Here is a 22,188-nt window from a genome sequence, read left to right as displayed (position 1 = left end):
CGAGATTAAAAATTCAGGTCGCGGGCAAGGCGCTTGATGGCACCCTGCCGGTCAACGGTATTGGAGGAAGACGTTGTCTCGCCCGAACTGGTCACGCAGGGCTTGAATCAACGCATCCGCCGGGTCGATCCGCCAGGTCTCGCCGAACTGCAGCAAGGTCTTCGCATCAGGACTGGTGTACTCCATGGTGATCGGGCACGCCCCGCGGTGACGCTTGAGCAAATCACCCAACCAGCGTAGCTGATCGCCTTTCAGGTCCTGGGTCTGCAGTTTCAGACGCAGGCTCTCGGCAAGGTTGGTACGCGCATCTTCCATGCTCATCACCCGCTTGACCCGCAGGCGCAGGCCGCCGGAGAAGTCGTCGTTGCTGACCTCGCCTTCAACCACCACCATCGCGTCGGTCTGCAACAGCGACTGCGCGGAATGGAACGCTTCGGCAAACAGCGACGCCTCGATCCGCCCGGAGCGGTCGTCAAGGGTGATGAAGCCCATCTTGTCGCCCTTTTTGTTCTTCATCACCCGCAGGGCAATGATCATCCCCGCCACGGTCTGCGTATCGCGGGCCGGTTTCAGATCGATGATGCGCTGACGGGCAAAACGGCGGATCTCGCCTTCGTATTCGTCAATCGGGTGACCGGTCAGGTACAGGCCCAAGGTGTCTTTTTCACCCTTGAGGCGTTCCTTGAGAGTCAGCTCCTTGGCCTTGCGATGAGTCGCGTAAACGTCAGCATCTTCCTCGACAAACAGCCCGCCAAACAGGTCGGCGTGACCACTGTCGTGGGTGCGAGCGGTTTGCTCGGCAGCCTTGATCGCCTCTTCCATCGCCGCCAGCAGCACGGCGCGGTTGCGGTCGATGTTGGCCTGATAAGCCTTTTGTTCGTCGTGGAAATACGGCCCAAGACGATCCAGTGCGCCGCTGCGGATCAGACCGTCGAGGGTGCGCTTATTAATGCGCTTGAGGTCGACACGGGCGCAGAAATCGAACAGATCCTTGAACGGGCCTTCCTGACGCGCCTCGGTGATCGCTTCCACCGGACCTTCGCCGACACCTTTGATCGCGCCGAGGCCGTAAACAATGCGGCCGTCGTCGTTCACCGTGAACTTGAATTCCGAAGTATTCACATCCGGCGCGTCGAGACGCAGCTTCATGGTGCGAATTTCTTCGATCAAGGTCACGACCTTGTCGGTGTTGTGCATGTCCGCCGACAGTACCGCAGCCATGAATGGCGCCGGGTAGTGGGTTTTCAACCAGGCCGTCTGGTACGACACCAGACCATAAGCGGCAGAGTGAGACTTGTTGAAGCCATAACCGGCGAATTTTTCCACCAGGTCGAAAATGTTACCGGCGAGGTCAGCGTCGATATTGTTGGTCTTGCAACCTTCAATGAAGCCGCCGCGCTGCTTGGCCATCTCTTCGGGTTTTTTCTTACCCATTGCCCGACGCAGCATGTCCGCACCGCCGAGGGTGTAACCGGCCATGACCTGAGCAATCTGCATCACCTGTTCCTGATACAGGATGATGCCGTACGTCGGCGCCAATACCGGCTTGAGGCCTTCGTATTGGTAGTCGGAGTGCGGATACGCCAGTTCGGCGCGACCGTGCTTACGGTTGATAAAGTCGTCAACCATGCCGGACTGCAGCGGGCCCGGACGGAACAGGGCCACCAGTGCGATCAAGTCTTCCAGACAGTCGGGCTTGAGTTTTTTGATCAGCTCTTTCATGCCGCGGGATTCAAGCTGGAAGACCGCTGTGGTTTCAGCTTTTTGCAGCAGCGTGTACGTCGGCTTGTCGTCCAGCGGGATAAACGCGATATCCAGCGGCGGCTCGTCGACCTTGGCGCGGTCACGGTTGATGGTCTTCAGAGCCCAGTCGATAACCGTGAGGGTGCGCAGACCGAGGAAGTCGAACTTCACCAGACCGGCCGCTTCAACGTCGTCCTTGTCGAACTGGGTTACCAGACCGTCACCGGCCTCGTCGCAATAGATCGGCGAAAAGTCAGTCAGCTTGGTCGGTGCGATCACCACACCACCGGCGTGCTTGCCGACGTTACGCACAACGCCTTCAAGCTTGCGCGCCATCTCCCAGATTTCCGCTGCCTCTTCATCGACCTTGATGAAGTCACGGAGGATTTCTTCCTGCTCGTAGGCTTTTTCAAGGGTCATGCCGACTTCGAACGGAATCATCTTCGACAGGCGATCCGCCAGGCCGTAGGACTTGCCCTGCACACGCGCCACATCTCGCACCACAGCCTTCGCCGCCATGGAACCGAAAGTGATGATCTGGCTTACCGCGTTGCGGCCGTATTTCTCGGCCACGTAGTCGATCACCCGGTCACGACCGTCCATGCAGAAGTCGACGTCGAAGTCGGGCATCGATACCCGTTCCGGGTTAAGGAAACGTTCGAACAGCAGGTCATATTCCAGCGGGTCAAGGTCAGTGATTTTCTGTACGTAAGCCACCAGCGAGCCGGCACCCGATCCACGGCCAGGACCTACTGGCACGCCGTTGCTCTTGGCCCACTGGATAAAGTCCATCACGATCAGGAAGTAACCCGGGAAGCCCATCTGGATGATGATATCCAGCTCGAAATTCAACCGGTCGACATAGACCTGACGCTTGGCCTCGTAATCTTCGGTGGTGTCTTTTGGCAGCAGAACCGCCAGTCGCTCCTCCAGACCGTCGAAAGACACTTTGCGGAAATACTCGTCGATGGTCATGCCATCGGGAATCGGGAAGTTGGGCAGGAAGTGCGTGCCCAGTTTCACGTCGATGTTGCAGCGCTTGGCAATCTCGACGGTGTTTTCGATGGCGTCGGGAATGTCGCTGAACAGCTCAGCCATTTCCTCGGCACTTTTGAGGTATTGCTGGTCGCTGTAATTCTTCGAACGCCGTGGATCATCGAGGGCGCGGCCCTCACCGATGCATACGCGGGTTTCGTGGGCAGCGAAGTCTTCCTGCTTGATGAAGCGCACATCGTTGGAGGCCACCAGCGGCGCGCCAAGCTTGTCAGCCAGGGCCACGGCGCCATGCAGTTGCTCTTCATCGTTGGGACGGTTGGTGCGCTGGATTTCCAGATAGAAGCGATCCGGGAACACGCTCATCCATTCGCGCGCCAGGGCTTCGGCTTCAGCCGGGTTGCCACCGATCAGCGCCATGCCGATCTCGCCTTCTTTGGCGGCGGACAGCATGATCAGGCCTTCGTTGGCCTCGGCGACCCACTCGCGCTCGATGATAATCATGCCGTTGCGCTGGCCGTCGATGAAGCCGCGCGAGATCAACTCGGTGAGGTTGCGATAACCCTTGGCGTTCATCACCAACAGACTGATTCGGCTCAGTGGCGCGTCCGGATCCTTGTTCGACAGCCAGAGGTCGGCGCCGCAGATCGGCTTGATGCCCGCGCCCATGGTGTTTTTATAGAATTTGACCAGGGAGCACATGTTGTTCTGATCGGTGACCGCCACGGCCGGCATGTTCATGCCGGTCAGCGCCTTGACCAGTGGCTTGATCCGCACCAGCCCGTCGACCAGGGAGTATTCAGTGTGCAGGCGTAGATGAACGAATGAAGCCGGCATAGTGATCCTGTCCAGTTACATAGAGACAACAAGGCCCGGATTGTACCGGGCCTCGAACAAAACATCAGCCTTGCGACTAAACCTGCGTCAGCCCTTCCAGTGCCTCGTATGCCTGACGCACCGGGGCGAACGAGCGCCGGTGAATCGGCGTCGGGCCAAGACGCACCAACGCTTCCAGATGAACGGGCGTCGGATAGCCTTTATGGCCACCAATGCCGTAACCCGGGTAAATCAATTCGAATGCGGCCATCTCGCGGTCACGGCTGACCTTGGCCAGAATCGATGCCGCTGCGATGGCTGGAACTTTGCCGTCGCCCTGCACCACGGCTTCAGCGCGCATCGGCAATTGCGGGCAGCGGTTGCCATCGATCATCGCCAGTTTTGGCTGAATATGCAGGCCGGCCACGGCACGCTGCATGGCCAGCATGGTTGCGTGCAGAATGTTCAGTTCGTCGATTTCTTCGACCTCGGCACGAGCAATGCACCAGCTCAAGGCTTTTTCGATGATCTCGTCGTAAAGCTTTTCGCGTTTGGCTTCGGTGAGCTTTTTCGAGTCGTTGAGGCCAAGGATCGGCCGGTTTGGATCGAGAATCACCGCCGCCGTTACCACCGCACCGCACAATGGGCCGCGACCGACTTCATCGACACCGGCCACCAGCTCTTCGACTTCGGCGACCAGGGTGAAATCCAGGCCCATCTGCAGATCTTTTTTGCTCATCGTGTTTGACCGATCAGGTTGAGGACGGCATCCGCCGCCTGATTGGAAGCGTCCAGCCGCAGCGTGCGATGGATTTCGTCGAAGCCGCGAGTCTGCTCTTCACCGCCCTCGATCAGGGGCGAAAGGGTCTGTGCCAATGCCTCGACTGTCGCATCATCCTGCAACAGTTCCGGAACCAGCAGGCGCTGGGCCAGCAGGTTCGGCAGAGACACGTACGGGCTCTTGACCATGCGCTTGAGAATCCAGAACGTCAGCGGGGCCAGACGATAGGCCACCACCATCGGCCGCTTGTACAGCAAGGCTTCAAGGGTCGCCGTACCGGAGGCGATCAACACCGCATTGCACGCGGCCAGGGCCAGATGAGACTTGCCGTCGAGCAAGGTCACTGGCAAATCGCGGCCCGCGAGCAACTCTTCAAGTTGCATGCGGCGTTCTGCATTGGCGCAAGGTATGACGAAACGCAACCCGGGGCGCATGGCACGCAAACGCTCGGCGGTATCGAGGAAAAGCGCCCCCAGACGGGCGACTTCGCCACCACGGCTACCGGGCATCAATGCCACCAGCGGGCCGTCGGGCAGACCCAACTCGGCACGTGCAGCAGCGCGATCAGCCTCCAGCGGAATGGTATCGGCCAGCGTGTGACCGACGAACCGAACCGGCACGCCTTTCTCTTCGTAAAATTTTGCTTCGAACGGCAGCAGCGTCAACATCAGGTCGCAGCCTTCGCGAATCTTCAACACGCGCTTCTGCCGCCACGCCCACACCGACGGGCTGACGTAATGCACGGTCTTGATCCCGGCCTGACGCAGCTTGAGTTCGATATTGAGGTTGAAGTCCGGCGCATCGATGCCGATGAACACGTCAGGCTTTTCGGCGATCAGCGTGGCGATGAGTTCCTTGCGGCGCTTGAGCAACTCGCGCAACCGACCAAGCACCTCCACCAGCCCCATGACCGACAAGCGTTCCATGGGGAAGTAGGAGGTCAGGCCTTCGGCCTGCATCAACGGTCCACCGACACCGATAAATTCGACTGCCGGATGCTGTGCCTTTAGGGCGCGCATGAGACCGGCGCCCAGAATGTCACCGGAAGCCTCACCCGCTACCAGCGCAATACGCAGACTCGCCATGATCAGCGGGTGATGCCGCGAGTCGACGACTGGATCGAATCACGGAACACCGCGACTTCCGGGAACTGAGCAGCAGGTTCAGCCAGTTCGGCCAGTGCCTGCTCGACCGTCAGGCCTTGGCGATACACAGTCTTGTAGGCGCGACGCAGTGCGTGGATAGCGTCTTCGCTGAAACCACGACGGCGCATGCCTTCGAAGTTCATGCTGCGCGCTTCAGCCGGATTGCCAAACACGGTGACAAACGCCGGAACGTCTTTACCGATTGCCGTGCCCATACCGGAAAAGCTGTGGGCGCCGATGTGACAGTACTGATGCACCAGGGTGAAACCGGAGAGGATCGCCCAGTCTTCGACATGCACATGGCCAGCCAACGCGGTGTTGTTGACCAGGATGCAGTTGTTGCCGATGACGCTGTCGTGACCGATGTGGGCGTAAGCCATGATCAGGTTGTGATCGCCCAGCGTGGTTTCCGAACGGTCCTGCACGGTGCCACGGTGAATCGTCACGCCTTCACGGATGACGTTGTGGTCACCGATCACCAGACGAGTTTCTTCACCTTTGTATTTCAGATCGGGCGTGTCTTCGCCTACCGAGGAGAACTGGTAGATGCGATTCTGCTTGCCGATGCGGGTCGGGCCTTTGAGGATCACATGCGGCCCGATTACGGTACCCTCGCCGATTTCCACACCTGCGCCGATGATCGACCACGGGCCGACCTCGACGCCGTCAGCCAGAACGGCCGACGGATCGATGATTGCGCGAGGGTCAATCAAACTCATAGCTTGCGTTCCGCACAGATGATTTCAGCAGAGCAGACTGGCTTGCCGTCGACCGAAGCCTGGCATTCGAATTTCCAGATCTGGCGCTTGCAGCTGATGAACTTGGCTTCGAGGATCAACTGATCGCCCGGCAACACTGGCTGGCGGAAACGCAGCTTGTCGGAACCGACGAAGTAATACAGGGTGCCGTCGGCCGGTTTGACGTCGAGCATTTTGAAACCGAGGATCCCGGCAGCCTGAGCCATCGCTTCGATGATCAGCACGCCCGGCATGATTGGGTGCGCAGGGAAGTGACCATTGAAGAAGGGTTCATTGATGCTGACATTCTTGTAGGCGCGAATGCGCTTGCCTTCAGTGTCCAGTTCCACCACCCGGTCCACCAGCAGGAACGGGTAACGGTGAGGCAGGTATTCGCGAATCTCGTTGATGTCCATCATTTCGGGGGGAAGCCTATGTAAAGATTGGGAGCGCGACTGACGCGCACTCCTCTAGCAAATCAAGGAGGCAGTCTAGAGGCTGTGCACACTTGATATGGAAATGGTATCAGCCATCTGATGAAGCATTGCCGTCAGGGGTCACTTCCCCTACGCGCTTTTCCAGCTGTTTCAAACGTCGCGCGATGTCATCGAGCTGACGGATGCGTGCCGCGCTTTTGCGCCATTCGGCAGCCGGTTGCATGGCTGTGCCGGAAGAATAGGCACCCGGCTCGGTAATCGAGTGGGTCACCATGGTCATCCCGGTCAGGAAAACGTTGTCGCAAATATCAATGTGCCCGACCAGACCGACACCGCCAGCGAGCATGCAATGCTTGCCGATTTTGGTGCTGCCGGAGATCCCGACGCACGCAGCCATGGCGGTGTGATCACCGACCTGGACGTTGTGGGCGATCTGGATCTGGTTGTCGAGCTTAACGCCATTGCCGATCACGGTATCGGCCAACGCACCGCGGTCGATGGCGGTATTCACGCCAATCTCCACATCGTCGCCGATGGTCACGCCACCGATCTGGGCGATTTTCTGCCAGATACCTTTTTCGTTGGCAAAGCCGAAGCCTTCCCCACCGAGTACGGCACCGGACTGGATAACCACACGCTTGCCGATGCGCACATCGTGATACAGCGTCACCCGTGGAGCAAGCCAGCCGCCCTCACCGATTTCGCTGCGCGCACCGACCACACAATGGGCGCCGAGCGTGACTTGCGCTCCAATCCGCGCACCGGCCTCGATCACCACGAAAGGACCGATGCTGGCGCTTGGATCAACCACCGCATCGGCAGCAATTACCGCCGAGGGATGAATCCCCGCAGTGGCTTTTGGCTTGGGATCGAACAAGTGAGAGATACGCGCATAGGCCAGGTAAGGATCCGGCACCACCAATGCATTACCGGCAAAACCTTCGGCATCCGCTTCCTTGAGCAGCAAGGCTGCAGCCTGCGAACCCGGGAGGTATTTGCGATATTGAGGATTTGCCAGAAAGCTCAACTGAGCTGGGCCAGCCTCTTGCAAAGTGGCTAGCCCAGTAATTTTCTTCTCCGGGTCGCCACGCAGGGTGGCGCCGAGGAACTCGGCCAACTGGCCGAGCTTGATAGTCACGGTCATGGGTTACTTCAGCTGATTCATGCGCTCGATAACCTGGCGCGTGATGTCGTACTGAGGTTTGACATCAATCACTGCGCCACGCTCGAACACCAGGTCAAAACCACCTTTCTTGATGACTTCTTCCACTGCGCCATCCAGTTTCGGCTTCAGCTGCTTGAGCATTTCGCGGTCGGCAACGGCTTTGGCTTCGTTGAGTTCCTTGGACTGGAACTGGAAGTCACGGGCCTTTTGCTTGAATTCCAGCTCCAGACGCTCGCGCTCACCTTGCTGCATCTTGTCGCCACCGGCCATCAGACGATCCTGAATGCCTTTGGCGCTGCTTTCCAGCGTCTTCAGCTTGGTCAGTTGCGGACCGAACTTCTTCTCGGCATCCACGGCGTATTTCTTCGCCGCGTCGGATTCCAGCAGTGCCATCTGATAGTTCAGAACAGCGATTTTCATGTCGGCGAACGCCGGACCTGCCACCAGTACGGAGGCCAGAAGAACCAATTGAGTCAACTTACGCACGATGCACCCCTACAAAATCCATTGTCGTTATCTTGGGTCAGACGCTTAGAACGTCTGGCCGAGGGAGAATTGGAACACTTGAGTTTCAGCTTCATCCGGTTTCTTGATCGGCATTGCCAACGCGAAGCTCAGAGGACCCAGCGCGGTGACCCAGGTCACGCCTACACCGACGGAACTGGCCATGTTGCTCAGACTGATGTCGTTGCACTTGGTGTTCGACGACGAGCCGTTGGCGTTGGTGGTGTCCTTGCACTGCGAGTCGAAAACGTTACCCACATCCCAGAATACCGAGGTACGCAGGGAGCGCTGATCCTTGACGAACGGCAGTGGGAACAGCACCTCAACACCGCCCTGGATCAGGACGTTGCCACCGAACGGCAGTGGATCCTGGTCCGGGTCAGCAATGGTGCCCGGATTCGTGCCACGACTCGGGGTACTGCGCGGGCCCAGCGTACTGTCCTTGAAGCCACGTACCGAGTTGAAACCACCAGCATAGTAGTTTTCATAGAACGGCAAGCCGTCTGTGGAACCATAACCATCGCCATAACCCAGCTCGGTGTGCAGGCGCAGAGTGTAGTTTTCGCTGATCGGCTGGAACAGCTGACCACGGTAGTCAAGTTTGTAGAAAGACAGGTCGCTGCCCGGGATGGTGGTTTCCAGGGTCAGGCTCTGGGAACGACCACGGGTTGGCAGTACGCCTTTGTTCAACGTCGATTCGGACCAGCCGGCCGACGCCTTGAAGTTCAGGTACTGATCGCCTTCCTTGTTAACGAAGTCGAAAATCTCGTCAACGGTGTATTTACCGGTATTGATCTTGTCCTGCTGAGCAGACAGGCCGAAGGTCAGACGCGAAGTCTCACTGATCGGGTAACCAACGTTAGCGCCTACACCCAGACTGTCTACTGCGTAGCTCGAGATATCCGCGTCGAGTTCATCATAGTCAGTGGTGCGATAGAACGCGTTGTAACCCAGGCTCACGCCATCGGCGGTCCAGTAGGGGTCAACGTAGCCGAAGTTGTAGCGGCTCTGGTATTCGCTGCGGGTCAGGCCAACGCTGACGCGGTTACCGGTACCGAGGAAGTTGTTCTGGGTGATCGAACCACCGAGGATCAGACCGGCACTCTGGGCGAAACCGACACTGGCGGTAATCGAACCGGAAGCCTGCTCTTCAACGCTGTAGTTCACATCCACCTGGTCGTCGACACCTGGAACAGCCGGAGTCTCGACGTTCACTTCTTTAAAGAAGCCCAGACGCTCAAGACGGGTCTTGGACTGGTCGATCAGGTAGGTCGAAGCCCAGCCACCTTCCATCTGACGCATTTCGCGACGCAGCACTTCGTCTTCGGACTTGGTGTTGCCACGGAAGTTGATGCGGTTGACGTAGGCGCGCTTGCCCGGGTCGACAGCGAACAGGATGTCCACGGTGTGATCATCATCGTGCGGCTGAGGCACGCCGTTGACGTTGGCGAAGGTGTAACCCTCGTTACCCAGACGACGGGTGATCAATTCAGATGTGGTGGTCATCAGCTTGCGCGAGAACACCTGGCCTTTCTGCACCAGCAGCAAGGACTTGACTTGATCTTCAGGGACTTTCAGGTCACCGCTGAGTTTGACGTCACGAACGGTGTACTTTTCACCTTCGGTCACGTTGACGGTGATATAGACATGCTTCTTGTCCGGGGTGATGGACACCTGGGTCGAAGCGATATCCATGTTGATATAGCCGCGATCCAGGTAGTAGGAGCGCAGACGCTCCAGGTCACCGGAAAGCTTTTCACGGGCGTATTTGTCATCGTTCTTGAAGAACGACAGCCAGTTGGTGGTTTTCAGTTCGAACAGGTCGGTCAGGTCTTCCTCGGGGAAAACCGTGTTGCCCACCACGTTGATGTGCTGAATGGCCGCAACGGTGCCTTCGTTGATCTTCACTTTCAGACCAACACGGTTACGCGGCTGCGATACCACCTCGGTATCGACCGTAGCCGAATAGCGACCCTGCGCGACGTACTGACGTTGCAGTTCGTTACGAACACCTTCGAGGGTGGCGCGCTGGAAGATCTCGCCTTCGGACAGACCGGATTGTTTCAAGCCTTTCATCAGGTCTTCAGTGGAGATCGCTTTGTTGCCTTCGATCTCGATACTGGCGACCGACGGACGCTCGACAACCGTGATGACCAGAACGTTGCCTTCGCGGCCCAGCTGGATATCTTGAAAGAAACCGGTTTTGAACAACGCACGAGTGGATTCCACCAGGCGACGATCATCCGCCTGCTCACCGACGTTCAACGGCAAGGCACCAAAGACACTACCCGCGGAGACCCGCTGGAGGCCATTGACGCGAATATCAGAGATAGTGAAGGACTCGGCGTGAACTTCGGCGATCATCAATACGGTGAGAACCGCAGTTAGCAGCAGACGTTTCATGAAGTCCTTTCTTATTCCAACTGGCAATAAACAAACTGCCGCAAAATGCGGCAGATTCGCAATTCAGCGAAGCTTTACAGTCGACCCAGATCGTTGACCAGAGCAAGCAACATCACCCCGACCACCAAACTGATACCGATCTGTATCCCCCAACCTTGCACCCGATCCGACAAGGGACGACCACGCGCCCACTCGATCAGATAAAACAACAAATGCCCCCCATCCAGTACAGGAATGGGCAGCAAATTCAGAACTCCCAGGCTAATACTCAGATAAGCAAGGAAATTCAAGAAATCAGCGACGCCCGACTGGGCAGAAGCGCCCGCCACTTTAGCAATGGTTATCGGTCCACTCAAGTTTTTTACCGAGAGCTCGCCGAACAGCATTTTCTTCAGTGAATCCAGCGTGAGAATGCTCATGGTCCAAGTACGACGGGCGCCCTCGCCAATCGCGGCCAACGGCCCATAACTGACTTCGCGGATCATCTCCGGTGGCCAGTCGACAGCTTTTACACCCGCACCCAGATAACCGCTTGGCGACTTGCTTTCACCGCGCGCAGCCAAGGTCACAGGGACATCGATTGAAGCACCATCACGCTCGACACGCAGCACGATTTTGGTATCAGGACGCGTACGAACGGTATCGACCACTTGCTGCCAGTCGTTGAGCGCCTGGCCGTCGAGCGCCAGCAGACGATCACCGGTTTTCAGGCCGGCAGCCTGAGCCGGGCCTTTTGGATCAAGTTCGGCTAGCACCGGCGGCAAGGCCGGACGCCAAGGACGAATACCCAAAGAGCGAATCGGATCAGGCTCATCTGCGCCCTTGAGCCAGTTATCCAGCACCAGCTCACGTGGCGAATCAACGGTAGTGCCCTGCTCGCGCATCAGCAACTGCAACGAACCGCTTTCACCGAGTCGACGTACCAGCTGCAAATTGACAGCCGCCCAACCGGTCGTTGGCTCGCCATCAATCGCGACGATCTCCTGACCCGCACCCAAACCAGCCTTGGCGGCGATACTGCCGGACTCTACCGCACCGATGACCGGGCGGACCTGCTCGCTACCGAGCATCGCCAGCACCCAGAAGAACACCAGGGCCAACAGGAAGTTGGCAACAGGGCCGGCCGCTACAATAGCGATACGCTGACGAACGGACTTGCGATTGAACGACTGATCCAACTGATCGACCGGCACCTCGCCTTCGCGCTCGTCGAGCATCTTGACGTAGCCACCCAGCGGAATTGCAGCCACAACAAATTCAGTGCCTTGCTTGTCGTGCCAGCGCAGCAGCGGCATGCCGAAGCCTACGGAAAAGCGCAGAACCTTGACGCCACAGCGACGCGCGACCCAGAAGTGGCCGAATTCGTGAAAGGTGACCAGCACACCCAAGGCGATCAGGGTGCCGGCAATCATATAGAGCGCGCTCATCTACTTTCTCCGCAATCCTGTTCAGTGCCGCTTATAGCCATTGTGTTGCAAAATCTATCGAGCGTGACGTTTTAGCCATTGCTCGGCCAGGACTCGCGCTTTGGCGTCTGCCGTGAACACGGCATCGAGATCATCCAGCGCCACAACTGATTCGAGGTTCAAGACCTCCTCGATGATACTCGCGATTTCCAGGTAACGAACCCGTCCGTCGAGAAACGCTGCCACCGCTACTTCGTTCGCTGCATTGAGCATCGCTGGTGCACTGTCGCCTGCCTCGGCAGCTTGCCGTGCGAGACGCAGACATGGGAAGCGCTCTTCATCGGGCGCCTCGAAGTCCAGACGCGCGATCGCAAACAGGTCCAACGGTGCCACACCGGAGTCGATGCGCTCCGGCCAGGCCAGTGCATTGGCGATTGGCGTGCGCATGTCAGGATTACCCAACTGTGCGAGCACCGAGCCATCGACATAATCGACCAGAGAGTGAATCACGCTCTGCGGGTGAATCACCACTTCGACCTGCGAAGGTTTTGCATCAAACAACCAGCAGGCCTCGATCAACTCGAGACCTTTATTCATCATGCTGGCCGAATCGACTGAAATCTTGCGCCCCATGGACCAGTTTGGATGCGCGCACGCCTGATCAGGTGAAACATTCGCCAATTCACTCACGGGCGTCTGTCGGAACGGGCCACCAGAGGCTGTGAGTAAAATCCGACGGACACCGACACTGCTCAAACCACGAGCGAAATCCTGCGGCATGCATTGGAAAATCGCGTTGTGTTCGCTGTCGATCGGCAGCAGCACCGAACCGCTTTTGCGTACCGCCTGCATGAACAAGGCGCCGGACATCACCAGCGCCTCTTTATTTGCCAGGAGGATCTTCTTGCCCGCTTCAACGGCAGCCAAAGTCGGACGCAGACCAGCCGCACCAACAATGGCCGCCATGACTGCGTCAACTTCCGGAGCAGAAGCGACCTGACACAGGCCCTCCTCCCCCACCAGCACGCGGGTCGGTAAACCGGCGGCGCGCAAATCATCCTGCAGACCACGTGCTGCGGCGACTTCCGGCACCACGGCAAATTGCGGTACATGACGCACGCACAAGGCCAACAGCTCACTCAGACGCGTAAACCCGCTCAACGCGAAAACCTGATATCGCTCTGGATGGCGCGCAATGACATCGAGGGTGCTCAGACCAATCGAGCCTGTCGCACCCAGAACGGTAATCTGTTGCGGACGGCTCACGGTGCAGCCATCCACAGCAATACGGCGAAGACTGGAATGGCCGCTGTCAGGCTATCGATGCGATCGAGCACGCCGCCATGACCCGGCAGCAGGTTGCTGCTGTCCTTGATACCGGACTGACGCTTGAACATGCTTTCGGTCAGGTCACCCACAACAGAGATGAACACGATCAGCGCAGCACCCATCAAGCCCTTGAGCAATTCAGCTACCGTCCAGTCACGCACCAGACCGACAATGGCGGTAATCACCAGACTCAGCGCCAGACCACCGTACACACCTTCCCAGCTTTTACCCGGGCTGACTTGAGGGGCCAGCTTGCGCTTGCCGAATGCACGACCAGAGAAGTAGGCACCAATATCGGCACCCCAGACCAATACCATCACCGCCATGATCAGCCAGTTACCCAACGGGTACTGCTTGATCTGCACCAGACCTTGCCAGGCCGGCAGCAGGATCAATAGACCGATCACCAGTTTGGTGGCGGCACTGGACCAATGCTCGCTGGACTTCGGATAGGTCAGCACCAGATACGTCGCGACCGCCCACCAAAGTACCGAAGCACCCAGCACCCAAGGCGCAAGACCGGGCAGCACATACATGACGAACAACATCAACGCGACGACGGCAGCAAAACCGACGCGAAACGATTGCGCGGTGAAGCCGGCCAGACGCGCCCATTCCCAGGCACCCAGACTTACGACCAGACCGATGAACAGCGCAAAACCGGAACCCTGGAGCAGGAAAAACCCACACAGGGCAATCGGCAGCAGGATCAGCGCAGTGATGATTCGTTGTTTAAGCATTAAACCCGGGCTCCAGCTTCAACCTGTTCGCTCGTTTTACCGAAACGACGTTGGCGCGAAGCGAAATCGGCCAGCGCATTGCGCATGGCATCGTGTTTGAAGTCCGGCCAGAACAGGTCGGAGAAGTACAACTCGGCGTATGCCAGTTGCCACAGCAGGAAGTTACTGATGCGGTGCTCGCCACCGGTACGGATGCACAGATCCGGCAACGGCAAATCGCCGGTCGCCAGACAGGTTTGCAGCAGATCAGGGGTGATGTCTTCCGGGCGCAGATGCCCGGCCTGAACTTCACGCGCCAGGCGCTGCGCGGCTTGCGCGATATCCCACTGACCGCCGTAGTTGGCGGCGATCTGCAGGATAAAACGGTTGGCGCCCGCAGTCATCGCCTCGGCTTCGCGCATCGCGGTTTGAAGCTCCGGATGAAAGCGCGAGCGATCGCCAATGATGCGCAGGCTGATGTTGTTATCGTTGAGACGCTTGGCCTCACGACGTAACGCCTTGAAGAACAGATCCATCAAGGCGCTGACCTCATCGGCCGGACGCTGCCAGTTTTCACTGGAAAAGGCGAAAAGGGTCAGTACCTCAACCTTGGCCTCAGCGCACACCTCGATTACAGCCCGTACAGCATCAACGCCCGCTTTATGCCCGGCGACACCCGGCATAAAGCGTTTTTTCGCCCAGCGATTGTTGCCATCCATGATGATCGCGACATGGCGCGGCACCGCGGACGGCGCAGTCTGCTTGGTCTTGTCCATTAAAAGCTCGACCCTTATACGGCCATCAAGTCCGCTTCTTTTTGCTTGGTGGCTGCGTCGATATCAGCCTCAGCCTTGTCAGTCAGCTTCTGAATGTCCGCAGCAGCACGACGCTCTTCGTCTTCGCTGATTTCCTTGTCCTTGACCAGCTTCTTCAGCTCACCCAAGGCATCACGACGAATGTTGCGCACGGCAACACGAGCGTCTTCAGCTGCACTGCGCGCCTGCTTGGTAAACCCCTTACGGGTTTCTTCGGTCAGGGCAGGCATGGAGATCAGCAGCAACTCGCCCAGGTTGGTCGGGTTGAGGTTCAGGCCGGCACTCTGGATTGCCTTGTCGACTGCCGCGAGCATGTTGCGCTCAAACGCCACGACTTGCAGGGTGCGCGAGTCTTTTACAGTGATATTGGCTACTTGGGTGATGGAGGTGTCTGCGCCGTAGTACGGCACCATCACGCTGCCCAGGATGCTTGGGTGTGCCTTGCCGGTGCGAATCTGACCGAATGCATGGGACAGGGAATCCAGGGACTTCTGCATGCGCTCTTGAGCGTCTTTCTTGATTTCATTGATCATTGTTGGCCTTCCTCGATCAGGGTTCCTTCTGCGCCGCCGTGAACGATGTTCAGCAGGGCACCAGGCTTGTTCATGTTGAATACGCGCAGCGGCATCTTGTGGTCGCGGCACAGGCAAATAGCAGTCAGATCCATTACACCCAGCTTGCGATCCAGCACTTCATCATATGTCAGATGATCGAACTTCTCGGCATGCGGGTCTTTGAACGGATCTGCGGTGTAGACGCCATCGACCTTGGTCGCCTTGAGCACAACATCGGCATCGATTTCGATTGCACGCAGGCAGGCTGCCGAATCCGTGGTGAAGAACGGATTGCCGGTACCGGCCGCGAAAATCACGACATCTTTGGAGTTCAGATGGCGCATGGCTTTGCGGCGATCATAGTGATCGGTCACGCCAACCATGGAAATGGCCGACATCACGATGGCTGAGATATTGGCACGCTCCAGCGCGTCGCGCATGGCCAGAGCGTTCATCACAGTGGCCAGCATGCCCATGTGGTCGCCTGTCACCCGATCCATACCGGCTTTGCTCAAGGCTTCGCCACGGAAAAGATTGCCACCGCCGATCACCAGACCGACCTGTACGCCGATGCCGACCAATTGGCCGACTTCCAGCGCCATGCGATCCAGTACCTTTGGATCGATCCCGAACTCTTCCGACCCCATCAGGGCCTCGCCGCTAAGCTTGAGTAGAATGCGTTTATAGCGAGCCTGATAACCACTGCCCTGCTGAGCCATTGCGAATCTCTCCTGCGGCGTATTTAAATTTCTTTGCGAGCTGTTTACAGCTGGCGTTCACTCTAGCTTGGCGCTGCTTCAGCGCCATCGGAACATGGCTTTGTAAGTCAGTTCCAAGTGGAAACCAATAAAAATTGGCTACCCCATCTGAAAAGAGGCTGCGCGCGTGAGCGGGCAGCCTCTTTCGGGCGACAGTTGAAAACTGTCTTATTGCTTGGCGGCAGCCAGCTGGGCAGCAACTTCTTCAGCGAAGTTGTCGACCGGCTTCTCGATGCCTTCGCCTACTTTGAAGTAGGTGAAGGAAACGATTTCAGCACCCGCTTTCTTGGCCAGCTCGCCAACCTTGATTTCAGGGTTCTTGACGAACGCCTGCTCAACCAGGCTTGCTTCTGCCAGGAACTTGCTGATACGGCCTTTGACCATATTTTCAACAATGTTTTCTGGCTTGCCTTTGATTTTTTCTTCGTTCAGCTGCAGGAACACAGCTTTCTCGCGCTCGATAGCTTCAGCCGAAACTTCCGATGGCAGCAGGAACTCAGGGTTGCTTGCCGCTACGTGCATCGCGATGTCTTTGGCCAGCTCAACGTCACCGCCTTTCAGAACAACAGCTACGCCGATTTTGTTGCCGTGCAGGTAACCACCAACAACATCACCTTCAACGCGAGTCAGGCGACGGATGTTGACGTTTTCGCCAACCTTGCCGACCAGTACCAGGCGATCAGCTTCCTGCGATTCAATCAGAGGCTCAACGGTAGTGAGCTTCTCGTCGAATGCTTTCTTGACGCTGGCAGCAACGAATGCCTTGAAGTCGTCTTGCAGAGCCAGGAAGTCGGTCTGCGAGTTCACTTCCAGCAGAACAGCAGACTTGCCGTCTTCAACCAGAGCGATCGCGCCTTCAGCAGCGACGTTGCCGGCTTTCTTGGCGGCCTTGATCGCGCCCGAAGCACGCATGTCGTCGATGGCTTTTTCGATGTCGCCGCCGGCCTTGGTCAAGGCCTTTTTGCAATCCATCATGCCTTCGCCAGTACGCTCACGCAGTTCTTTAACCAACGCTGCAGTAATCTCTGCCATTTTCAAATTCCTCTTGGATAGGTTTTCAACCATTCCACCCGATCGAACGGGCGTTCAATTCTTCCCGAATCACCCTTGTTAGCCGCTGCACGTTACAGATGCTGTAGCTGCGCTGTTAACAAATGGTTTTCGAGGTGGCAAAAAGGGGGCCAAGCCCCCTTTTTGCTTACTGAGTCAACGCCAGGGCGTCAATTACTCAGCTGCAGCCTGAGTTTCTTCAGCTGCGAATTCTACAGTGCCGCCGGAAACATTGTTGCGACCACGGATAACTGCGTCAGCCATCGAACCCATGTACAGCTGGATAGCGCGGATTGCGTCATCGTTGCCTGGGATGATGTAGTCAACGCCTTCCGGGCTGCTGTTGGTATCGACAACGCCGATAACCGGGATGCCCAGCTTGTTGGCTTCGGTGATCGCGATGCGCTCGTGGTCAACGTCGATCACGAACAGTGCGTCTGGCAGACCGCCCATGTCCTTGATGCCGCCCAGCGAACGATCCAGCTTCTCAAGATCACGAGTGCGCATCAGCGCTTCTTTCTTGGTCAGCTTGGCGAAAGTACCGTCTTCGGCCTGAACTTCAAGGTCACGCAGACGCTTGATGGAAGCACGAATGGTTTTGAAGTTGGTCAGCATGCCGCCCAACCAGCGGTGATCGACGTACGGCGAACCGCAACGTGCTGCTTCTTCAGCAACGATCTTGCCAGCGGAACGCTTGGTGCCGACGAACAGAATCTTGTTTTTGCCCTGGGCCAGACGCTCTACGAAAGTCAGAGCTTCGTTGAACATTGGCAGGGTTTTTTCAAGGTTGATGATGTGAATCTTGTTACGCGCGCCGAAAATGTACTTACCCATTTTCGGGTTCCAGTAACGGGTTTGGTGACCGAAGTGCACACCGGCCTTCAGCATATCGCGCATATTGACTTGGGACATGATAGTTCCTTAATAAGTCGGGTTTGGCCTCCACGTATCCCAATGACCAACCAGTGGCTTAAAGCCAAAAGCACCCAGGTCATCGTGTCGACACGTGTGTGGATTTAAGCTTTTCGGGGTATCCCCGGAAAGCGGCGCATTTTATACCACAGGGTGCGCAGAAACGGAACCCGAAATCTGTAATCACACCAAGGACATGGGCGCAGCCCCCTTGGAATCGACCCGGCGCGCACCATTGTATAGAGAGAAGCGATGCAGGCAGGCGCGGATTTGCTCCTTTCGTCTGTTAGAATCGCGTTTTTCAGGGTCGCAAAACGAACACCTGCCGCCCTATCCGTATCAGCAAGCGCCGCCGAGCGCAGAGAGAGCCTGTATGACCGTCAACCTCAAAACCCCCGAGGACATCGCTGGCATGCGTGTCGCCGGCAAACTGGCCGCCGATGTGCTGGAAATGATTGCCGAACATGTAAAACCAGGTGTCACCACCGATCAACTGAACCAGATCTGCCACGACTATATCGTCAACGAGCAGCAGGCCATCCCTGCCCCGCTCAACTACAAGGGCTACCCGAAGTCGATCTGCACCTCGATCAACCACGTGGTCTGCCACGGCATCCCGAACGACAAACCGCTGAAAAACGGCGACACCCTGAACATTGACGTCACGGTGATCAAGGACGGTTACCACGGCGATACCAGCCGCATGTTCCATGTCGGCGAAGTGCCGGTCTGGGCCGAGCGCCTGTCGCAGATCACTCAGGAATGCATGTACAAGGCGATCGAGATCGTCAAACCTGGCTGCCGTCTGGGCGACATCGGTGAAGTCATCCAGAAGCACGCAGAAAAGAACGGCTTCTCGGTGGTTCGCGAGTTCTGCGGCCACGGCATCGGCAAGGTGTTCCACGAAGAGCCGCAGATCCTGCACTACGGCCGCGCTGGCACCGGCATGGAACTGAAGGCCGGCATGACCTTCACCATCGAGCCGATGATCAACCAGGGCAAGGCCGACACCAAAGTATTGGGCGACGGCTGGACCGCGATCACCAAGGACCGCAAGCTCTCGGCCCAGTGGGAACACACTTTGCTGGTCACCGACACCGGCTACGAGATCTTCACCTTGCGCGCCGACGACACCATTCCCCGCGTCTCGGCCTGATCCCAAAAACGCTCCCAGCCTATAGAAGGAAAGCCAATCGATGCCGCAGGTGGATCCCGAACTCTTCGACCGCGGCCAGTTCCAGGCTGAACTGGCCCTGAAAGCGAGCCCCATCGCGGCGTTCAAGAAGGCGATCCGCCAGGCCCGCGAAGTGCTCGATGCGCGCTTTCGCAGCGGCCGCGATATACGCCGGCTGATCGAAGACCGCGCCTGGTTCGTCGACAACATCCTGCAAAAGGCCTGGGAGCAGTTCAACTGGAGCGAAGACGCCGACATCGCGCTGGTCGCGGTCGGCGGTTATGGCCGTGGTGAATTGCACCCCTACTCCGACATCGATTTGCTGATCCTGCTGGACAGTGCCGATCACGAAGTTTTCCGCGATTCCATCGAGCGTTTTCTCACCTTGCTGTGGGATATCGGCCTGGAAGTCGGTCAGAGCGTTCGTTCGGTAGATGAGTGTGCCCAAGAAGCGCGCGCCGATCTGACCGTCGTCACCAACCTCATGGAAAGCCGCACCATCTGTGGCCCCGAGCGTTTGCGCCAACGCATGCTCGACGTTACCAGCACCGCCCACATGTGGCCGGCCAAGGAGTTCTTCCTGGCCAAACGCGCCGAGCAGAAGGCTCGCCACCACAAGTACAACGACACCGAATACAACCTGGAGCCCAACGTCAAAGGCTCGCCCGGCGGGCTACGGGATATTCAGACGATTCTGTGGGTTGCCCGTCGTCAATACGGCACCCTGAACCTGCGCGCCCTTGCCGGCGAAGGCTTTTTGGTCGAGAGCGAAAACGCCCTGCTCGCCTCCTCCCAGGAATTCCTCTGGAAAGTGCGCTACGCCCTGCACATGCTCGCTGGCCGCTCCGAAGACCGCTTGTTGTTCGATCATCAACGCACCATTGCCGGGCTACTCGGTTTTGAAGGCGACGACGCCAAGCAGGCTGTCGAAAACTTCATGCAGCAGTACTTTCGCGTGGTGATGAGCATCGCCCAGCTCAGCGACCTGATCATCCAGCATTTCGAGGAAGTCATCCTCGCCCCGGAAGACGAAGCGCCGCCCCATCCGATCAACTCGCGCTTCCAGTTGCACGACGGCTATATCGAAGCACGCAACGACAACGTGTTCCGCCGCACGCCGTTTGCCATGCTCGAGATTTTCGTGCTGATGGCTCAGCAGCCGGAAATCAAAGGCGTACGCGCCGATACCATTCGTCTGCTGCGCGAGCACCGGCACCTGATCGACGACAACTTCCGCAACGACATCCGCAACACGAGCCTGTTTATCGAGCTGTTCAAGTGCAAGATCGGCATCCACCGCAACCTGCGCCGGATGAACCGTTACGGCATTCTCGGGCGCTATCTGCCGGAGTTCGGCTTTATCGTCGGGCAGATGCAACATGACCTGTTTCACATCTATACGGTCGACGCGCACACCCTGAACCTGATCAAACACCTGCGCAAGTTGCAGTACACCCAGGTGTCGGAAAAATTCCCGCTGGCCAGCAAGCTTATGGGCAAGTTGCCCAAACCCGAGCTGATCTACCTCGCCGGCCTGTACCACGACATTGGCAAGGGCCGGCATGGCGATCACTCGGAGATCGGCGCGGTCGATGCCGAGGCGTTCTGCCAGCGCCATCAGTTGCCGGTGTGGGACAGCCGCCTGATCGTCTGGCTGGTGCAAAACCATCTGGTGATGTCGACCACCGCCCAGCGCAAGGACTTGTCCGACCCGCAGGTAATCCACGATTTTGCCCAGGCGGTCGGCGATGAAACCCGCCTCGACTACCTGTACGTGCTGACTGTGGCCGACATCAACGCGACGAACCCGACGCTGTGGAATTCCTGGCGCGCCAGCCTCTTGCGCCAGCTCTACACCGAGACCAAACGCGCCTTGCGCCGCGGCCTGGAAAACCCGGTGGATCGCGAAGAGCAGATCCGCCAGACCCAAAGTGCAGCGCTGGACATTCTTGTGCGCGGCGGCACCGATCCAGACGACGTCGAGCAGTTGTGGGGGCAGTTGGGCGATGACTACTTCCTGCGTCACACAGCCGGCGATGTAGCCTGGCACAGCGACGCCATACTCCAGCAGCCAGCCGATGGCGGGCCGTTGGTGTTGATCAAGGAAACCACCCAGCGTGAATTCGAGGGCGGTACGCAGATCTTCATTTATGCACCGGATCAGCACGACTTCTTCGCTGTGACTGTGGCGGCAATGGATCAGCTCAACTTGAACATTCACGATGCTCGGGTCATCACGTCCAGCAGCCAGTTCACCCTCGATACCTACATCGTGCTCGACAACGACGGTGAATCCATCGGCGACAACCCGGCACGGATCAAGCAGATCCGCGAGGGCCTGACCGAAGCCCTGCGCAACCCCGACGACTACCCGACGATCATTCAGCGCCGAGTGCCGCGCCAGCTCAAGCATTTTGCCTTTGCGCCACAAGTGACGATTCACAACGACGCCCAGCGTCCGGTGACGGTTCTGGAACTGACCGCACCCGACCGTCCAGGCCTGTTGGCGCGGATCGGCGGAATTTTCCTGGAGTTCGACCTGTCGCTGCAGAACGCCAAGATTGCGACCCTGGGCGAACGGGTGGAGGACGTGTTCTTCATCACCGACGCGCACAACCAGCCGCTGTCCGATCCCCTGCTGTGCAGCCGTTTGCAGGATGCGATCGTCGAGCAACTGAGCGTCAATCAGGAACCCGATATCAAGCTTTCGCGCATCAGTATCTGACTGCGCGCCCGGATTAACCTGC

Annotated in this window: 18 protein-coding genes; 2 read left to right on the top strand and 16 right to left on the bottom strand. The window is 57.9% G+C overall.

The genetic code is table 11. The features are described from left to right. Window positions 1–51: 51 nt before the first annotated feature. The 16 genes from dnaE to rpsB form a co-directional block, all read right to left on the bottom strand. Window positions 52–3,573 (bottom strand): DNA polymerase III subunit alpha, encoded by a 3,522-nt coding sequence (dnaE, locus tag ACA074_RS05765; protein ID WP_401272030.1) that lies wholly within the window; start codon window positions 3,571–3,573, stop codon window positions 52–54. Window positions 3,574–3,649: 76 nt separating this feature from the next. Next, complete coding sequence (gene rnhB, locus ACA074_RS05760) at window positions 3,650–4,276, bottom strand: ribonuclease HII (protein WP_187679177.1); 627 nt, start codon at window positions 4,274–4,276, stop codon at window positions 3,650–3,652. An 11-nt stretch (window positions 4,277–4,287) separates the two neighbouring features. Further along, window positions 4,288–5,418 (bottom strand): lipid-A-disaccharide synthase, encoded by a 1,131-nt coding sequence (gene lpxB / locus ACA074_RS05755; RefSeq protein WP_497616665.1) that lies wholly within the window; start codon window positions 5,416–5,418, stop codon window positions 4,288–4,290. A 2-nt stretch (window positions 5,419–5,420) separates the two neighbouring features. Continuing rightward, entirely contained in the window at window positions 5,421–6,197 is a 777-nt protein-coding gene (gene lpxA, locus ACA074_RS05750) for an acyl-ACP--UDP-N-acetylglucosamine O-acyltransferase (RefSeq protein ID WP_187679149.1), read from the bottom strand. Next, a complete protein-coding gene (fabZ, locus tag ACA074_RS05745; protein WP_003222142.1) occupies window positions 6,194–6,634 on the bottom strand; it encodes a 3-hydroxyacyl-ACP dehydratase FabZ in 441 nt (146 codons plus the stop codon). The genes lpxA and fabZ overlap by 4 nt, the downstream gene beginning before the upstream one ends. Window positions 6,635–6,740: 106 nt before the next feature. After that, window positions 6,741–7,796, bottom strand: a complete 1,056-nt coding sequence (lpxD, locus tag ACA074_RS05740; RefSeq protein ID WP_497678589.1) for a UDP-3-O-(3-hydroxymyristoyl)glucosamine N-acyltransferase — start codon at window positions 7,794–7,796, stop codon at window positions 6,741–6,743. Window positions 7,797–7,799: 3 nt separating this feature from the next. Continuing rightward, a complete protein-coding gene (locus ACA074_RS05735; protein ID WP_042557882.1) occupies window positions 7,800–8,303 on the bottom strand; it encodes an OmpH/Skp family outer membrane protein in 504 nt (167 codons plus the stop codon). A 45-nt stretch (window positions 8,304–8,348) separates the two neighbouring features. Further along, window positions 8,349–10,724, bottom strand: coding sequence for an outer membrane protein assembly factor BamA (bamA, locus tag ACA074_RS05730; RefSeq protein ID WP_187679151.1), 2,376 nt, complete (start codon window positions 10,722–10,724; stop codon window positions 8,349–8,351). A gap of 74 nt (window positions 10,725–10,798) precedes the next feature. Beyond that, window positions 10,799–12,151 carry a sigma E protease regulator RseP gene (gene rseP / locus ACA074_RS05725; RefSeq protein ID WP_187679152.1) on the bottom strand — a complete coding sequence of 451 codons (1,353 nt, stop codon included), beginning with the start codon at window positions 12,149–12,151 and terminating at the stop codon, window positions 10,799–10,801. Window positions 12,152–12,205: 54 nt separating this feature from the next. Then, the gene (gene ispC / locus ACA074_RS05720; protein WP_489880865.1) at window positions 12,206–13,396 is read right to left on the bottom strand and encodes a 1-deoxy-D-xylulose-5-phosphate reductoisomerase; all 1,191 of its coding nucleotides are present in this window, start codon (window positions 13,394–13,396) and stop codon (window positions 12,206–12,208) included. After that, the gene (locus tag ACA074_RS05715) at window positions 13,393–14,199 is read right to left on the bottom strand and encodes a phosphatidate cytidylyltransferase (protein ID WP_187679154.1); all 807 of its coding nucleotides are present in this window, start codon (window positions 14,197–14,199) and stop codon (window positions 13,393–13,395) included. The genes ispC and ACA074_RS05715 overlap by 4 nt, the downstream gene beginning before the upstream one ends. Next, a complete protein-coding gene (gene uppS / locus ACA074_RS05710) occupies window positions 14,199–14,954 on the bottom strand; it encodes a polyprenyl diphosphate synthase (RefSeq protein WP_103303033.1) in 756 nt (251 codons plus the stop codon). Before uppS ends, ACA074_RS05715 begins: the two co-directional genes overlap by 1 nt. Before the next feature lie 14 nt (window positions 14,955–14,968). Next, window positions 14,969–15,526 (bottom strand): ribosome recycling factor, encoded by a 558-nt coding sequence (gene frr / locus ACA074_RS05705; protein ID WP_187679155.1) that lies wholly within the window; start codon window positions 15,524–15,526, stop codon window positions 14,969–14,971. After that, window positions 15,523–16,266: a UMP kinase gene (gene pyrH / locus ACA074_RS05700; RefSeq protein ID WP_003222124.1), complete on the bottom strand. Its 744-nt coding sequence runs from the start codon at window positions 16,264–16,266 to the stop codon at window positions 15,523–15,525. The genes frr and pyrH overlap by 4 nt, the downstream gene beginning before the upstream one ends. 207 nt (window positions 16,267–16,473) lie before the next feature. Further along, a complete protein-coding gene (gene tsf, locus ACA074_RS05695; RefSeq protein WP_497658759.1) occupies window positions 16,474–17,337 on the bottom strand; it encodes a translation elongation factor Ts in 864 nt (287 codons plus the stop codon). A 192-nt stretch (window positions 17,338–17,529) separates the two neighbouring features. Then, on the bottom strand, window positions 17,530–18,267 hold the full coding sequence (rpsB, locus tag ACA074_RS05690; protein WP_187679157.1) for a 30S ribosomal protein S2: 738 nt from the start codon (window positions 18,265–18,267) through the stop codon (window positions 17,530–17,532). A 373-nt stretch (window positions 18,268–18,640) separates the two neighbouring features. On the opposite strand from rpsB, the gene map reads away from it, so the two are divergent. Together map and ACA074_RS05680 are read left to right on the top strand one after the other, a co-directional pair. Next, window positions 18,641–19,423 (top strand): type I methionyl aminopeptidase, encoded by a 783-nt coding sequence (gene map, locus ACA074_RS05685; protein WP_187679158.1) that lies wholly within the window; start codon window positions 18,641–18,643, stop codon window positions 19,421–19,423. A gap of 40 nt (window positions 19,424–19,463) precedes the next feature. Continuing rightward, window positions 19,464–22,166 (top strand): [protein-PII] uridylyltransferase, encoded by a 2,703-nt coding sequence (locus ACA074_RS05680; RefSeq protein WP_489880863.1) that lies wholly within the window; start codon window positions 19,464–19,466, stop codon window positions 22,164–22,166. The last annotated feature ends 22 nt before the right edge of the window (window positions 22,167–22,188 follow it).

This window comes from Pseudomonas sp. LBUM1655 (assembly GCF_059716085.1).
Note: the sequence above shows the minus strand (reverse complement) of the source record. Positions and strands in the feature narration are given on the sequence as shown.

Excerpts from the sequence above, each read along its gene's own strand:
- lpxA (WP_187679149.1), bottom strand. The coding sequence starts at position 6,197 with ATGAGTTTGATTGACCCTCGCGCAATCATCGATCCGTCGGCCGTTCTG.
- uppS (WP_103303033.1), bottom strand. The coding sequence starts at position 14,954 with ATGGACAAGACCAAGCAGACTGCGCCGTCCGCGGTGCCGCGCCATGTC.
- pyrH (WP_003222124.1), bottom strand. The coding sequence starts at position 16,266 with ATGGCTCAGCAGGGCAGTGGTTATCAGGCTCGCTATAAACGCATTCTA.
- map (WP_187679158.1), top strand. The coding sequence starts at position 18,641 with ATGACCGTCAACCTCAAAACCCCCGAGGACATCGCTGGCATGCGTGTC.
- dnaE (WP_401272030.1), bottom strand. The coding sequence starts at position 3,573 with ATGCCGGCTTCATTCGTTCATCTACGCCTGCACACTGAATACTCCCTG.
- rpsB (WP_187679157.1), bottom strand. The coding sequence starts at position 18,267 with ATGTCCCAAGTCAATATGCGCGATATGCTGAAGGCCGGTGTGCACTTC.
- bamA (WP_187679151.1), bottom strand. The coding sequence starts at position 10,724 with ATGAAACGTCTGCTGCTAACTGCGGTTCTCACCGTATTGATGATCGCC.
- rseP (WP_187679152.1), bottom strand. The coding sequence starts at position 12,151 with ATGAGCGCGCTCTATATGATTGCCGGCACCCTGATCGCCTTGGGTGTG.
- lpxD (WP_497678589.1), bottom strand. The coding sequence starts at position 7,796 with ATGACCGTGACTATCAAGCTCGGCCAGTTGGCCGAGTTCCTCGGCGCC.
- ACA074_RS05680 (WP_489880863.1), top strand. The coding sequence starts at position 19,464 with ATGCCGCAGGTGGATCCCGAACTCTTCGACCGCGGCCAGTTCCAGGCT.
- frr (WP_187679155.1), bottom strand. The coding sequence starts at position 15,526 with ATGATCAATGAAATCAAGAAAGACGCTCAAGAGCGCATGCAGAAGTCC.
- fabZ (WP_003222142.1), bottom strand. The coding sequence starts at position 6,634 with ATGATGGACATCAACGAGATTCGCGAATACCTGCCTCACCGTTACCCG.
- ACA074_RS05715 (WP_187679154.1), bottom strand. The coding sequence starts at position 14,199 with ATGCTTAAACAACGAATCATCACTGCGCTGATCCTGCTGCCGATTGCC.
- lpxB (WP_497616665.1), bottom strand. The coding sequence starts at position 5,418 with ATGGCGAGTCTGCGTATTGCGCTGGTAGCGGGTGAGGCTTCCGGTGAC.
- tsf (WP_497658759.1), bottom strand. The coding sequence starts at position 17,337 with ATGGCAGAGATTACTGCAGCGTTGGTTAAAGAACTGCGTGAGCGTACT.